Below are 14,372 nucleotides of genomic sequence, written 5' to 3'. Positions count from 1 at the left end.
GTTGGGCGATGAGGCCACGTATGACGGCAGACTTGGCGGTTGATGCGTTATTGATGGCCGTCTGGCGGCGCAAGCCCAAGCAGGCGGTACTGGTGCATTCGGATCAGGGCAGCCAGTTTACCGGTGGGGAATGGCAGGACTTTCTGAAGGCTCACAACCTGAATTGCAGTATGAGCCGACGTGGCAACTACCACGACAACGCTGTCGCCGAGAGCTTCTTTCAGTTACTCAAACGGGAGCGGAGAAAGCGTAGGATTTACTCGACAAGAGACGAAGCCCGCAGCGACGTATTTGATTATATCGAAATGTTTTACAACCCAATCCGGCGCCATGGTTCCAATGATGGGCTGTCGCCGGTAGAGTTTGAAAAGCAGTTCAATGTTCAACAACAGAGTGTCTAGAAAACCCGGGGCGATTCAACAAGGCCTTCCTGCTTGGGAAGGTCTTTTGTGTTCCTGGCCACGGAGTAGCTAGCTTTGAGCTTTAGCAGATTGCCATTGCATCACCAGCTGGATGGATATCTTGCCCTGTTATGCAAGGTGGTGGCTCGGTTCAAAAGCGCTCAAGCAATGGGGAAATACAAAGTGTGATGTAAGGGGCCGGAGGCGTTGGTCTGCGTGAAAGAGCCAACAGGAGGCTTGAGAATGTGCACATAAAGAAAAGGGGACGGCAGTTGCCGTCCCCTCAAGTCATCTAGTCCAGTCCATGAACTGCAATGCTCCCTGCGATCCCTGACTTTATCCTGATCCTTCGGAATATCCCCTTCCCAATCCGTTGAGGTGTCCTGTGACCATCCTGGTCTGGCAATCGTTCCTGATTGCGGCACTCTCTCCATCCTGGAGGTGTCCCTTACCACATCCTGTGGTGTTCCTTGCGCAGTCCTGACAGATAACCATCCTGGCTATCTCGCTTCATCCTGAAGCTGTCCTGCTCGCATCCGGCGAGGTCCGTTCTTCCTGAAGAGCGGTAATCCCTACTGCTCTGCCTCATCCCTAGGTGTCCGCAACCACATCCTGTGGTGTCCTGTTCAATCCGTTTGATAACCTTCCCGGTTACCTGCCTCATCCTGAGGTATCCCTGACCACGTCCTGTGGATTATTCCCTGTTTATGCGCTGTTCCTGCATCCTGCCGAACCAGCTTCGTCCTTGTGATACCCATATTAAGGGAAGCGCACAGAGTAACAAGGGAGCTTGGGTGGTTATCGGCATGAGTCAGCTTGATTAAATCCAATCATTAACAAGATAAATAGATAATAATCAATATGTTAGTTTGTTTCATTGGAAAGCGCATGGATTCAAAGATAGCTTCGCGTACGGTGCAACACAGTGGCCTCTTACAGCGACTATGGCGGATCTCTCACACGCAAAAACAGGGGGAAAACGATGGTACAAAACGACTCAATTTAGCAGGTAAGGGTTCAAAATTAGTTGAATAGATATGCTTGAAAAGAATACAAAAAGCCGAGGCTGAGCTCGGCTTTTTGGGATTAGCTAACCCGGCTGCCTGGTGTCGGGTATGCCTTGCGCAGTGACTCTGGCGCCAGCACTTCCAGGTTGCCGCTCATGTTATTGAGCCAGGTGCGAAATTCAGGGGTGTCCTGGACTTCGGTCTCCACCACCACACTGCGCTTGTCATAGCGAGTCATGCGTGGGTTGTGGCCCGGGATCTGGCCATCGACCAGTGTCGGGCAGTTTGCATCAATGCGACCGACAAAGCGGATTGGACCGCTGACGTCCTGGTAGCCCTGGTCACGGATCAGCTTCTGGATATTGAAATCCTTCGGCTGGGTTGCGCTGAAGTTGGTCAGTTCCACGCCCTTGATGTGATCGAACGGGATGCCGTATACCTTGGGATCCAGCTCGGACAAAGTACAGAGCAGGGTCGGACCATCGGCCTGATTCAGGATGCCGAGCGGATTGATGCGGTCATAGCAGAGCCATACAGTACGCTCCTTGATGACGCGCTGTATCTCGGCGCTGAACTTGCGACCACGCCAGAGGGCATCGCGGATCAGGGTGCTGCGACGGATCTCCGGGTTGCCGGCAAACGGACGCGGTGACTGATGCACGCTCTCGAGCCAGCGTTCGGCCAGTTCGCTCTGGCTGTCGCGGATCACCTGGCTGGCCTTGTCGATCAGCGGATTCAATTCGGTCAGCACACTTGCCGGTAGCAGTTGGCTTGCCTGATCACTCCAGGTTTTCAGGGCCACTGCCAGCGACAGCGGCATGATATTGGCGAAGTCGTTGAGGCCATGGCGCTCAAAGCACCAGCCGTGGGGTTTGCTGCGCTCATCCGAGGTGAGGTCGAACAACCCCATGCCGGACATCTCTTCCAGGTCCCGTTGCACGGTACGCAGACTGACATGGATACCTTCCTCTTCCAGTTTTACCTGAAGTTGGCTGGCGGTCAGCTTGTAAGGGCGGTGCGGGATGCAACGCGCCAAGGTCAGTTGTCGTAACAGCTTCTTACTCATGGTGCATGCCTTCACTGGTTTAGCGTTGAGTGTATCCTAGCCATGGCATGCGACAGTCTATGTCGCAAGTTTTGCTGCGACAACTGTCGCCATTTTCATACAAACGTCATTAACTACATGATATTAAATATGATTACTGTTTTGGCGGGTTGCAATTGAGGCTTTTAATTGATGAACAAATCGCAAATTAAAGTGCTGTCTTGCGGTTTTTAGGGAGAAGAAAAAAATAGAAATCACGTTAAAGGGCAGAAGATGATGTGGAGGGAATGGCTTCCCCCCACCAGATGGACATTCTTGTCAGGCCAACCAGGACCAGGCCGACATGGTCATGGCGGCCCCCACCATATAGCCAAACACCGCCAGCGCGGCGACACCCGCCATAAGCTTCTGGCTGCGAGCAGGCCGTTTTAACGCCATGACACCGAGCCCTATGTAGACCACCAGGGCGATCAGCTTGGCCATCAGCCAGGGTTGCTGGCTCGGGCTCATCTGCAACGTGACAGCCAGCAGCACCCCGAACAGCAGCAAGAAGGTGTCGTTGACGTGGGGCGCTATCTTCAGCCAGCGCTGTTGTAGACGCGCGCTGGCATTGAGAGAGAGCATCCAGCGATAGACAAACAGCAGCAGGCTGACGATGGCGAGGGTCATGTGCAGGTGTTTGAGCAGAGGGTAATAGGCAATCATATTGCTTCCTTGTCGTTGTCGGGCAGACCGCTGTTCCAGTTGTGAGCGTGAATACGCTCTTGTCCTTCCTGATCGTCTTGCAACAGATCGGAAAGGATGTCCCTGTATTGCAGGCTCTTGTTGATGTAGGTGTGTTCGTCGTCCAGGTAATTGGCCTGCTCCCGCAGCAACCAGTTGTCGTGTTGTTTGAAGGTCTGTCCCGCCCGCCAGGCCTGGTTGGCTCGAAATCCCAGCTGGGTCAGCGCTTCCACCCCCAGATCCACAGCGGAACCCAGGGTTTCCCGATGCACGCTGTCCACGCCGTGGCGCAGGATCTCGTGAGCATGGGGTCTGTCTTGGGCACGCGCCAGTATCTTAAGGTGCGGGAAGTGTTTCTTCACCATTTCAATCACCTCAAGCGAGGTGGCCGGGTCATTGATGGAGAGTACCAGCAGTTTTGCCTTGTGGGCGCCGGCGGCATGCAGCAGATCGAGCCGGCTGGCGTCGCCGTAGAACACCTGATAGCCGTACCTGCGCAGCATCTCTATCTGACTGGCGTCCTGCTCCAGTATGGTTGTGCCTATGCCGTGGCCGTGCAGCAGGCGCCCCACTATCTGGCCGAAGCGGCCGAAGCCGGCGATGATGACGGGGTGCTCCACCAATTCAGGTTGCTCGTGCTGCGGCGAATCGCTGTGGGTACGGTAATCGAACCAGGGCTGGATCACCCGATCGTTGAGGATCAGCAAGAGCGGCGTCAGCGCCATGGAGAGGGCCACCACCAGGGTGAGCAGCGAGATGGTGTCGCCAGGCAGCACCTTGTTCTGGGAGGCAAACGAGAAGAGCACGAAGGCAAACTCCCCACCCTGTGCCAGCGCCAGCCCGAAGGTCCAGCGCTGATTGGGCGAGATACGAATGACAAAGCCGAGCGCCATCAGCACCAGCCATTTCAATGCCATCAGGCCGATCACCAGCGCCGGGATGAGAAAGGGGTGTTCGGCAAACAGGCTGAAGTTGATGCCGGCGCCCACCGACATGAAGAAGAGGCCGAGCAGCAAGCCCTTGAACGGCTCTATGTCCGCCTCCAGTTCGTGGCGATATTCGCTGTCGGCCAGCACCACGCCGGCGAGGAAGGAGCCAAGGGCAGGGGAGAGCCCCACAGACTCCATCAGCACAGCGATGGCGATCACCAGCAGCAGGGCGGCGGCGACGAAGATCTCCCGCATGTGGGACTGGGCGATGGCGCGAAACACCGGCCGCATCAGGTAGTGGCCGCCCAGCACTATGCCGGAGATGGCCGCGACCACCAGCAGGCCGTGTTGCCAGCCAGCCAGCTCCGCACTGCCATTGCTGGCCACCGGTGCTATGGCGAGCAGCGGCAGGATCGCCAGTATGGGAATGACGGCAATGTCCTGAAACAACAGCACCGCAAAGGCGGATCGACCGCTTTCGCTCTGCATCAGTTTGCGCTCCTGCAGGCTCTGCAACACTATGGCTGTGGAGGAGAGCGCCAGGATGAGGCCGATGGCCAGTCCCTGCTGCCAGGGCAGTCCGATGAGATATGCCACGCCAGTCAGGGCACCTGTGGTGAGCAGCACCTGCAGGCCGCCAGTGCCGAGTATGGGCCCCTTCAGCTGCCACAAGAGGGCAGGGCGCAGCTCCAGCCCGACCAGAAACAGCATCAGCACTACCCCGAACTCGGCGAAGTGCATCACATCCTTCTGCTCCCCCACCAGCCCCAGCAGAAAGGGACCTATGATGATGCCCGCCAGCAGGTAGCCAAGCACAGAACCCAGCCCCCAGCGTTTGGCCAGCGGCACGGCGATCACCGCCGCCGAGAGGTAGATAAGCGCATCAAACAGTAATCCGTGACCCATCAGCCCGCCCTCCGTTTAAACGTCTGGTCAGGCTCATGGGGTCGGCCAAATAGCTGACAGTGTTTCATGAGAGCACCTCCAGCAGATCTCGCAGATAAGATTGCCCCGCGAGCTGGTCGGGGGTCAGTTGCTCGTCGCGCAGGGCACACAACAGCTGGCGATAATCCTGGCCACAGCGGCGCAATGCCTCCGGATCCTTGATCTTGTGAAAGGAGTGGAGCACGAACGGGGGCAGCCAGGTCATGCCGCACAGTTGTGCCGTTTGCTGGAACGGCAGCAAAAAGTCGAGCAGTGGGCGGCTGTTGTAGCCTGCGCTGCAATAGGACTCTGGGGCGCCACCCGTGGTGATGGCACTCAGCCACTGCTTGCCATTGAGGGCATGGGCCTCGGGACCGTAGGCATAGCCGTATTCCAGCACCAGGTCCATCCACTCCTTCATGATGGCGGGGCAGGAGTACCAGTAGAAGGGGTGTTGAAAGACGATGATATCGTGTTCCGACAGCAGGGCCTGTTCCTGTTTTACATTGATGAACATGTCCGGGTAGTGCTGATAGAGGTCATGAACTGTGACGCCCTCCAGCTCTTCGATAGCCTGCAACAGCTGCTTGTTGGCTCTTGAGCTCTGCAGGGCCGGGTGTGAAAAGATAACTAGAATGCGTTTCATGGGGTCATAACCTGAAGACTGAGCCTGGTACTGGCAAAAACCAGTACTGGCGAAAAGAAGATGCATTGAGCGGTGACGTTATCAAGAAGTGCCATGGCCCGCCAGTTCCGGGATCAGGTCCCGTTACGCCGGACGCGGGGATCCGTGGGTGAATCGCGCCCCGCCAGACTACTTACATCCCGCGAACCATAGAGGGGAGGGCTTGACCCTCCCCCTGGGCCAGAGGTTACCATAGGGCTCTTCTGCTTAATGAGTCATGTCATGGTTCTGACCCGTCGCCAACTCGCTCGCGCCCGCCGCTGGCTCCCCTTGTGGAGTCTGCTGATGGTGCTGATGTCGTTTGGCAGCCGGGCGGCGACCGATCTCTGTACACTGACCCCCCATTGCAGCCAGAGCGAGCGAACCCTGGAGAAGGCCATGCCGTGTGGCAGCTTTACAGCGGCGCTCGCCATGACGGTGCTCACCAGCGACAGCCTGACGGTGGCCGTGCTGGAGCCTGACAGGCCTGAGTTTATGTCCCCTTCCCTGTATACGCCGGATGCGCCGCCCGAGCGGCTGGAGCGTCCTCCCCGTCATCCCGGTTGAGTCGAGTTTCCCCATTTTTTTGGGTATTTCTTCTTATCCGAGGTGAGTCATGTACAAGTCCCTGTTACTGGCCCTGCTGGCCGGCAGTGTCAGCTTCTCCGCCCTGGCTGCGGAGCGGATGACTGTCTACAAGTCCCAGTATTGCGGCTGCTGCAAGACCTGGATCAAGCACATGGAAGAGAACGGCTTTGAGGTCAAGGTCGTCGAAACCGAGCAGCTTGAACCCATCAAGCAGCAGTACGGCATCACTCCGCAGCTGGCGTCCTGCCACACGGGTGTGGTCAATGGCTATGTGGTGGAGGGACATGTACCCGCTGCCGACGTGCAGAAGCTGCTCAAGGAAAAACCGGCGATCCGCGGCCTGACCATTCCGGGCATGCCCCAGAGTGCGCCAGGCATGGATATACCGGGTCAGCCCTATCAGGTGCTGAGCATCAGTCATGAGGGCGCGACCAAGACCTGGTCGAGCTATCCCGGCTGACGCAAACTGGTCATGAGCAGACATAACTCCATCATGTGAGGCACACCTGAGCGAATCCGTGTCGCTCATGGTCAGGTTTGAGGGCCACTGTCGCGAGACAGTGGCCCTTTTACGTGTTCTGGCGGGTTTTGCGCTGATAACTTGCAACTGGGGGCGACAAGGGGCAGATTGTTGGCCACACCAAGGAGCCAAGGCTCAGGTTTGCCAACCCTTTTAAAGCGCAAAGGATGCGAGATGTTCACCTTTTCCCGAGGGCTTCTGCTGCTGGCTTGTCTGGCCGCGGTCCCCTGTTCATATGCCAATGATGAGTCCGCCATGCCCACAAGTGACCCCCTGATCCAGCCTCCCGTGGCCGCCAAACATCCTCATACCATCAAAAAACACGGGGATGCCCGGGTCGACAACTACTACTGGCTGCGGGATGACGAGCGCCAGAATCCCGAGGTGCTGGCCTACCTCAAGGCTGAAAACGCCTATACCGATGCCATGCTCAAGCCCACCCAGCCGCTGCGCGATCAACTCTACAAAGAGATGGTGGCCCGCATTCCCCAGCAGGATGAGTCGGTGCCCTATGTGAAGAATGGCTACCGTTACCAGACCCGTTATGAGCCGGGCAAGGAGTACGGCATCTACTCCCGCACCCGGGTCGGGGAGAAGCACGCCGATGTGATGCTCGACAGCAACCAGCGCGCCGAAGGGCACGAGTTCTACGCTCTGGGCGCCCTGGAAGTGAGCCGCAACAACCGCTGGCTGGCGGTGGCGGAAGATTTCCTCTCTCGTCGTCAGTACCAGATCCAGTTCCTCGATCTGGAGAGTGGCCAGTGGGCCAGCGACAAGTTGGAAAATACCTCCGGCAACCTGGTATGGGCCAACGACAGCAAGACGGTGTTCTACGTGCGCAAGCATCCCAAGACACTGCTCCCTTATCAGGTCTATCGCCACGAGCTTGGCTCGGATCCGGCGAAAGACACCCTGGTGTATGAGGAAAAAGACGACACCTTCTACGTCAGCCTCTATGCCACCACCTCGGAAGACTTCATCGTCATCGCCCTTTCCAGCACCACAACGGGCGAGGCGCGTCTCATCGACGCCAACGTGCCGACCCAGGCGCCGCGTCTGTTCTTGCCCCGTCAGGTGGATCACGAATACAGCCTGGATCACTACCGCGGCCGCTTCTATGTCCGTTCCAACAAGGACGGCAAGAACTTCGGCTTGTACGAGACCAAAGAGAGCCCGGTCGATCGCTGGAAATCTGTGATAGCTCCCAATCCGGACGTACTGCTGGAGAGCTATGCCCTGTTCAAGGAGTGGCTGGTACTTGAGGAGCGCAACCAGGGCCTGACCCGGCTGCGCCAGATCAACTGGCAGAGCGGCGAGGAGAAGGAGATCGCCTTCGACGATCCCGCCTATGTCACCTGGCTTGCCTACAACCCGGAGCCGGATACCAGCGCCCTGCGCTATGGCTACTCTTCCATGACTACGCCCTCCTCCACCTATGAGCTGGATATGACGAGCGGCAAGCGCACCCTGCTCAAGCAGCAGCCGGTGGCGGGCTTCAAAGCACAACTGTATGCCAGTGAGAGACTCTGGATCACGGCCCGTGACGGCATGTCCGTGCCGGTGTCACTGGTCTATCGCAAGGACAAGTTCAAGAAAAACGGCCACAACCCGCTGCTGGTGTACGGCTACGGCTCTTACGGTGCCAGCATGGATCCCGACTTCAGCACCGCACGTCTGAGCCTGCTGGACAGAGGCTTCGTCTATGCCATCGCCCATATCCGGGGTGGCGAGGAGCTGGGCCGCCACTGGTATGAAGATGGCAAGCTGCTGAAAAAACAGAATACCTTCAACGACTTCATCGACGTCACCGATGGGCTGGTTGCGCAAGGGTATGGCGCCAAAGATCAGGTCTATGCCATGGGCGGCAGTGCCGGTGGCCTGCTGATGGGGGCCGTTATCAACCAGGCTCCCCAGCTTTATCGCGGCGTGGTCGCCCAGGTACCGTTCGTGGATGTGGTCACTACCATGCTGGATGAGTCGATCCCCCTCACCACGGGGGAGTACGACGAGTGGGGCAACCCGAACCAGAAGCGTTACTACGACTACATGAAGGCTTATAGCCCTTACGATCAGGTCAAGGCACAGGCCTATCCCAATCTGCTGGTCACCACGGGTCTGCACGACTCCCAGGTACAGTATTGGGAGCCTGCCAAGTGGGTCGCCAAGCTGCGCGAGATGAAGACGGATGATAACAAGTTGTTGCTGAATACCGACATGGATGCTGGCCACGGTGGCAAATCCGGTCGCTTCAAGGCGTACGAAGACATAGCGCTGGAATTCGCGTTTATTCTGGATCTGGCCCAAGCCGGCAGCTGAGACAAGATGACACAGGCCCTTGCCCTGCAAGGGTTACAAAAGAATCCGTCATCGCTTTTTATTGCTTCCATCAGGTAGCAGATGGAATTAATCTTTGGTAGGAAAATGAATGATCAGCGTCATAGTTTTCGAGATTTAATTCCGGGATTTTGCCATTTTGTTTGATTTGTGTTGGCTTAATGTGCTTAATCGGAGTGCTTATAACTTTTTCTTTGGCCCCTCAGGGGCCAAATTATCTTCAACTGGCACGAAGCCGGTTGACTCACCGCAGGATGAGGGTGATTTTTTGGGAAAGGCATCGCAGCCCAACCCTTTTATTGCATGAGGCAAGTTAGGCAAGCCCAGCGCAGAACAGGGTGTTGTCGTACATTCATCCGGGAATCGGATGAGATAAATCAATGAAAAGGATGGAAAACATGAAAGGATTATCCTTGGCGTGCGCCCTGTCGGCGGCTCTGGTCGGTGTTTCGTTTGGCGGCCAGGTACAGGCGCAGGAGCGCTTCGTGACCATAGGCACCGGCGGCCAGACTGGCGTCTACTATGTGGCAGGCCAGTCTATCTGTCGTTTCCTCAATCGCGGCGCTGCCGATCATCAGATCAAGTGCAACGCGCCCGCCAGTGGTGGCGGTGTTGCCAACGTCAACGGCATCCGCAGCGGTGAATTCAACTTCGGCATCATGCAGTCTGACCACCAGTTCAAGGCGATGAAAGGGCTGCCCCCTTTCCAGACCGAAGGGGCCATGGATGATATCCGTGCCGTCTTCTCCCTGCAGAGCGAGGTGTTCACCATTCTGGCTCGTCGCGATGCCAAGATCGCCAGCTTTGACGATCTGAAGGGCAAGCGCGTCAACATCGGCAACCCGGGCTCGGGTCAGCGTGACACCATGGAAGAGATCATGGCGGTCAAGGGCTGGAAGAAGGGTGACTTCGCGCTGGTTTCCGAGCTGAAACCGGCGGAGCAGGCTTCTGCACTGGGTGACAACAACATCGACGCCATGAGCTACTTCGTTGGTCACCCGAACGGCGCCATCCAGGAAGCTTCCACCACCACGGATGCCGTGCTGGTGCCGGTGACCGGCGAGGCCATCGACAAGCTGTTGGCAGAGAAGAGCTACTACACCAAGGCCGAGATCCCGGGTGGCCTCTACAAGGGCAGCGACCAGCCGACCCCGTCCATCGGTGGCAAGGCTGTGCTCTCCACCAGCGCCAAGGCCGATCCGGAAGTGGTCTATCAGCTGGTGAAGTCTGTCTTTGACAACCTGGATCGCTTCAAGCGCCTGCACCCTGCCTTTGCCGACCTGAAAGAGGCCGACATGATCAAGGTAGGGCTCTCTGCACCGCTGCATGAAGGGGCTGCTCGCTACTACAAAGAGCGCGGCTGGCTCTGATTGAGGGCCCAAGGGCCTTTGTCACTCCCTCGACACCCGTTGGCTGCGCTGTTTGCGGCGGCGGGTGTCGTTTTTGTTGTACTCGTTGGCACAAGTTAACCCTATGCAAGATACACAACTCTCTACCGAGGAACTGATCGCCCAAGATGTGGGCGCTCGTCTGCCGCTCGGCATCATGGGCTGGCTCATTACCGCCCTGGCGCTGGTCTGGTCCCTGTTCCAGCTCTGGATTGCCTCGCCACTGCCCTTCATGCTGGGTTTTGGCGTACTCAATGACACCGAAACCCGTGCTATTCACCTCACTTTTGCCCTGTTGCTGGCCTATCTGGTGTTTCCGGCATTTCGACGCTCTCCCCGGGACAGAGTCCCGCTCAGCGACATGGCGCTGGGGCTGATTGCAGCCGGTGCGGCCTCTTACCTGTTTGTGATGTATGAAGCGCTGGCCCTGCGTCCGGGCAGCCTCACCACCTCTGATCTGATCACGGCCTGTATCGGCATCCCCTTGCTGCTGGAAGCGGCACGGCGTGCTCTGGGCCCAGCCCTGGCGGTCATTGCCCTGCTGTTCCTCGTATACAGCCTGGCTGGCCCCTGGATGCCGGGTCTGCTGGCTCACCGCGGCGTGAGCTTCACCGCCCTGGCCAACCACCAGTGGATCACCACCGAAGGGGTGTTTGGCATAGCGCTCGGCGTGTCGACCAGCTTCGTGTTCCTGTTCGTGCTGTTCGGCGCCCTGCTGGAGCGGGCCGGTGCCGGTCACTACTTTATCCAGCTCGCTTTCAGCCTGCTTGGTCACCTGCGCGGCGGCCCGGCCAAGGCGGCCGTCGTAGCCTCCGGCCTGACCGGCCTCATCTCGGGGTCGTCCATCGCCAACGTGGTCACCACTGGCACCTTCACCATCCCCATGATGAAGAAGGTGGGCTTCAGTGCCGAGAAGGCGGGGGCGGTGGAAGTGGCTTCCTCGGTCAACGGCCAGATCATGCCCCCCGTGATGGGGGCCGCGGCCTTCCTGATGGTGGAGTACGTGGGCATCCCTTATGTGGATATCATCAAGCATGCCTTCCTGCCGGCCGCCATCTCCTATATAGCGCTGCTCTACATAGTGCATCTGGAAGCGCTCAAGCTCGATATGCAGCCTATCGGCGGCCATCAACCCAAGCCCTGGCTGCGTCGTTTGACCGGCTTTGCCTTCGGCGCGGCCCTCATCAGTGGCCTGTCGCTGGCAGTCTACTATGGCCTCGGTTGGCTCAAGCCCGCGCTGGGTGATTATGCCTTGCCAGGGATTTCATTGCTGCTGGCTGCCGCTTATGTGGGTCTGCTCAAGATAGCGGCCAGCAATGAACCATTGGCAGCGGAGGATCCCGACAAGCCGCTGATCAAGTTGCCCAACACCCGCGCCGTGCTGCTCTCCGGTCTGCATTTCCTGCTGCCCGTGGTGGTACTGGTGTGGTGTCTGATGGTGGAGCGCCTCTCGCCTGGTTTGTCGGCCTTTTGGGGCACCGTCATGCTGGTCATCATTTTGCTGACCCAGCGGCCGCTGCTCAACTGGCTGCGTACCGATGGCAAGCATGACTACGGCTCGCTGCTCGATGGCATGGTGGATCTGCGGGAAGGGCTGGTCGCCGGTGCCCGCAACATGATCGGCATCGGCATTGCCACCGCCACGGCGGGGATCATAGTCGGTGCCGTCTCCCAGACCGGGGTTGGCCTGGTGCTGGCGGATCTGGTGGAGTTCCTCTCCATGGGCAACCTGCTGCTGATGCTGCTGCTCACCGCCCTGCTGAGCCTGATCCTCGGCATGGGGTTGCCCACCACCGCCAACTACATAGTGGTATCCAGCTTGCTGGCGCCGGTGGTGGTGACGCTTGGCCAGCAGAACGGCCTGATAGTGCCGCTCATAGCCGTGCATCTGTTCGTGTTCTACTTCGGCATCATGGCGGACGTGACGCCACCTGTGGGTCTGGCCTCGTTTGCAGCGGCTGCCGTTTCCAAGGGCGATCCCATCAAAACCGGTATCACGGCTTTCTACTACAGTCTGCGCACCGCGGCACTGCCCTTCCTGTTCATCTTCAACACGGATCTGCTGCTGATCGACGTGGACTTCGCCCACGGCGTGCTGATCTTCGTGGTGGCGACCATTGCCATGCTGATCTTCGCCGCCGCGACCCAGGGCTGGTTCCTGGTGAAGAACCGCTGGTACGAGAGCATCTTGCTGCTGCTGGTGGCTTTCACCCTGTTCCGTCCGGGGTTCTGGATGGACATGGTGCACGATCCTTATCGCAGTACACCGCCAGCACAGCTTGCCCAGACCATGGGGGAGGTAGAAGCGCAGAGCACATTAAGGTTGCGGCTCAAGGGTGAGGATATGGTAGGCAAGCCCCGTCAATCCACCCTGCTGGTCGCAGTGCCGGATGGTGCAAATGGCGACGAGCGGTTGGCGAACCTGGGTCTGACGATCTATGAGCAGGATGGCAAGACCCTGATCGACAGCGTGGCCTTTGGTAGCCCGGCTGCCACCATGGGGCTTGAGTTTGACCAGGAGATCCTCTCCGTCAAGGCGCCTACCGAGCGCTGGCGTAAAGAGCTGATGTGGTTCCCGGGCTTCCTGCTGTTCGGGCTGATCGTCTGGCTGCAACGGCGACGTGCGGTTCGCCAATAAAAAATGCCAATAAAAACGGCGCCATCAAGGCGCCGTTTTTATTTTCCCAATCGGGGATTATTCTTGCGGAGCCTGTTCCTGCAGCAGGCTCTGGGTCTGTTGTGCCAGTGGACTGAGGCCCGGCAGCTCGCATGCTAGCCCCAGACGGCACATCGTGAGGGCGGGCTAGTTTGACTGAGCCTGCTGTTGCAACTGATCCAGCGCCTGCTGTTCTTGCGGACTGAGTCCAAGCTGTTCGCAGGCCTGCTCGAAGCTGATCCCCAGATGGCACATCATGATATCGATAGCGGGCAGATAGTTTTTCATTTCGTCTTCCATGGTGATCCTCCAGACCCTTCCTTATGCCCTGACCAGGGCCGGCGGGCAATTAGACTTTAGGCGTAGACTGCTCATTTGCTGAGCTCCCCTGCCACTGGCCGAGGGAATTTGCTACTCTGCTGCCAGTCAGAAGATGTTGCCGTATGACTGCGAGCAACACGTGAGGAGCAGGGCATGTTATTGAGTTTCTTGATCATCGCATCGGGCTGGTGGCACATTCGTGCGGCCTACGGCTCAGACTCCCGTCAGTTCTATATCAGCAAGCCGCTAACCATGTTGTTCATCATAGCGCTGGCGTTTGGCTATCAGAGCGATGACCATGACGGCTCACACGCTTGGATCCTGCTCGGGCTCTGCCTGTCGCTGGCCGGGGACGTGCTGCTGATGTTGCCAAGGGATCGCTTCATTCAGGGCCTGGCGGCGTTTTTTGTCGCACACCTCTGCTACATAGTCGGCTTTGCCCAGGGACCCCTAGTGTTGAACCTGGTGGATGGTCTCTTGCTGCTGCTGGTGGCTGGAATGGTATTCGGCCTGCTGTGGGGCCGGTTGGGGGAGATGAAGATCCCCGTCTTCTGCTACATGCTGGTGATCATCGGCATGGCCTGGGTGGCCGCCGGTGCCTGGCACGCCTCCTTGACTGCGGGCAGTGCCGCCGCCCTGGTGGGGGCACTGATGTTCCTCTTTTCCGACAGCATGCTGGCGCTGGACAGATTCCGGCGTCCCTTTCCTCATGCCACGGCCTGGATCATGAGCAGCTACTTCGCGGCCCAGTTTCTGATCGCCGCCTCCCTGGCGGGGTGAAGAGGTGCGGGTCTCTTTCGTCACTTGCAGCTGATCACCGGCAAGAAAAATGGGCCTGTTGGCCCATTCTTTGTGTCTGTTTTTACGCCTTG

General features: G+C 58.2%; 12 protein-coding genes. 7 read left to right on the top strand and 5 right to left on the bottom strand.

Translation table 11 applies throughout. The features are described from left to right. Nucleotides 1–401, top strand: a 401-nt coding sequence (locus GWQ29_RS15300; protein WP_275919777.1) for an IS3 family transposase, incomplete at its 5' end; no start/stop codon positions are given. A 1,086-nt stretch (nt 402–1,487) separates the two neighbouring features. Here GWQ29_RS15300 and GWQ29_RS15295 read toward each other — a convergent pair. From GWQ29_RS15295 to GWQ29_RS15280, 4 genes are all read right to left on the bottom strand, one after another. Then, on the bottom strand, nt 1,488–2,474 hold the full coding sequence (locus tag GWQ29_RS15295) for a WYL domain-containing protein (RefSeq protein WP_005316508.1): 987 nt from the start codon (nt 2,472–2,474) through the stop codon (nt 1,488–1,490). Nucleotides 2,475–2,771: 297 nt separating this feature from the next. Next, entirely contained in the window at nt 2,772–3,158 is a 387-nt protein-coding gene (locus GWQ29_RS15290) for a SirB2 family protein (protein ID WP_275919776.1), read from the bottom strand. After that, nucleotides 3,155–5,011 carry a glutathione-regulated potassium-efflux system protein KefC gene (kefC, locus tag GWQ29_RS15285; RefSeq protein ID WP_021140154.1) on the bottom strand — a complete coding sequence of 619 codons (1,857 nt, stop codon included), beginning with the start codon at nt 5,009–5,011 and terminating at the stop codon, nt 3,155–3,157. Before kefC ends, GWQ29_RS15290 begins: the two co-directional genes overlap by 4 nt. A 64-nt stretch (nt 5,012–5,075) precedes the next feature. Next, on the bottom strand, nt 5,076–5,675 hold the full coding sequence (locus GWQ29_RS15280; RefSeq protein ID WP_096117690.1) for an NAD(P)H-dependent oxidoreductase: 600 nt from the start codon (nt 5,673–5,675) through the stop codon (nt 5,076–5,078). 261 nt (nt 5,676–5,936) lie between these two features. Between GWQ29_RS15280 and GWQ29_RS15275 the strand changes: the two genes are divergently transcribed. From GWQ29_RS15275 to GWQ29_RS15255, 5 genes are all read left to right on the top strand, one after another. Continuing rightward, complete coding sequence (locus tag GWQ29_RS15275) at nt 5,937–6,260, top strand: hypothetical protein (RefSeq protein ID WP_275919775.1); 324 nt, start codon at nt 5,937–5,939, stop codon at nt 6,258–6,260. Nucleotides 6,261–6,309: 49 nt separating this feature from the next. Further along, on the top strand, nt 6,310–6,741 hold the full coding sequence (locus GWQ29_RS15270; protein WP_021140157.1) for a DUF411 domain-containing protein: 432 nt from the start codon (nt 6,310–6,312) through the stop codon (nt 6,739–6,741). Nucleotides 6,742–6,975: 234 nt separating this feature from the next. Next, on the top strand, nt 6,976–9,117 hold the full coding sequence (locus GWQ29_RS15265) for a S9 family peptidase (protein WP_275919774.1): 2,142 nt from the start codon (nt 6,976–6,978) through the stop codon (nt 9,115–9,117). 416 nt (nt 9,118–9,533) lie between these two features. Continuing rightward, nucleotides 9,534–10,505 carry a TAXI family TRAP transporter solute-binding subunit gene (locus tag GWQ29_RS15260; RefSeq protein WP_159165166.1) on the top strand — a complete coding sequence of 324 codons (972 nt, stop codon included), beginning with the start codon at nt 9,534–9,536 and terminating at the stop codon, nt 10,503–10,505. 103 nt (nt 10,506–10,608) lie between these two features. Then, nucleotides 10,609–13,161, top strand: coding sequence for a TRAP transporter permease (locus tag GWQ29_RS15255; protein WP_275919773.1), 2,553 nt, complete (start codon nt 10,609–10,611; stop codon nt 13,159–13,161). Between the two features lie 165 nt (nt 13,162–13,326). Here GWQ29_RS15255 and GWQ29_RS15250 read toward each other — a convergent pair whose 3' ends face one another. Continuing rightward, a complete protein-coding gene (locus GWQ29_RS15250; protein WP_005316486.1) occupies nt 13,327–13,479 on the bottom strand; it encodes a hypothetical protein in 153 nt (50 codons plus the stop codon). Between the two features lie 174 nt (nt 13,480–13,653). Here GWQ29_RS15250 and GWQ29_RS15245 point away from each other — a divergent pair, with 174 nt between their 5' ends. After that, on the top strand, nt 13,654–14,280 hold the full coding sequence (locus GWQ29_RS15245) for a lysoplasmalogenase (RefSeq protein ID WP_005316484.1): 627 nt from the start codon (nt 13,654–13,656) through the stop codon (nt 14,278–14,280). The last annotated feature ends 92 nt before the right edge of the window (nt 14,281–14,372 follow it).

This window comes from Aeromonas sp. 2HA2 (assembly GCF_029237345.1).
GTDB lineage: Bacteria > Pseudomonadota > Gammaproteobacteria > Enterobacterales > Aeromonadaceae > Aeromonas > Aeromonas salmonicida.
Note: the sequence above shows the minus strand (reverse complement) of the source record. Positions and strands in the feature narration are given on the sequence as shown.

Excerpts from the sequence above, each read along its gene's own strand:
- GWQ29_RS15295 (WP_005316508.1), bottom strand. The coding sequence starts at position 2,474 with ATGAGTAAGAAGCTGTTACGACAACTGACCTTGGCGCGTTGCATCCCG.
- GWQ29_RS15290 (WP_275919776.1), bottom strand. The coding sequence starts at position 3,158 with ATGATTGCCTATTACCCTCTGCTCAAACACCTGCACATGACCCTCGCC.
- kefC (WP_021140154.1), bottom strand. The coding sequence starts at position 5,011 with ATGGGTCACGGATTACTGTTTGATGCGCTTATCTACCTCTCGGCGGCG.
- GWQ29_RS15280 (WP_096117690.1), bottom strand. The coding sequence starts at position 5,675 with ATGAAACGCATTCTAGTTATCTTTTCACACCCGGCCCTGCAGAGCTCA.
- GWQ29_RS15275 (WP_275919775.1), top strand. The coding sequence starts at position 5,937 with ATGGTTCTGACCCGTCGCCAACTCGCTCGCGCCCGCCGCTGGCTCCCC.
- GWQ29_RS15270 (WP_021140157.1), top strand. The coding sequence starts at position 6,310 with ATGTACAAGTCCCTGTTACTGGCCCTGCTGGCCGGCAGTGTCAGCTTC.
- GWQ29_RS15265 (WP_275919774.1), top strand. The coding sequence starts at position 6,976 with ATGTTCACCTTTTCCCGAGGGCTTCTGCTGCTGGCTTGTCTGGCCGCG.
- GWQ29_RS15260 (WP_159165166.1), top strand. The coding sequence starts at position 9,534 with ATGAAAGGATTATCCTTGGCGTGCGCCCTGTCGGCGGCTCTGGTCGGT.
- GWQ29_RS15255 (WP_275919773.1), top strand. The coding sequence starts at position 10,609 with ATGCAAGATACACAACTCTCTACCGAGGAACTGATCGCCCAAGATGTG.
- GWQ29_RS15250 (WP_005316486.1), bottom strand. The coding sequence starts at position 13,479 with ATGGAAGACGAAATGAAAAACTATCTGCCCGCTATCGATATCATGATG.
- GWQ29_RS15245 (WP_005316484.1), top strand. The coding sequence starts at position 13,654 with ATGTTATTGAGTTTCTTGATCATCGCATCGGGCTGGTGGCACATTCGT.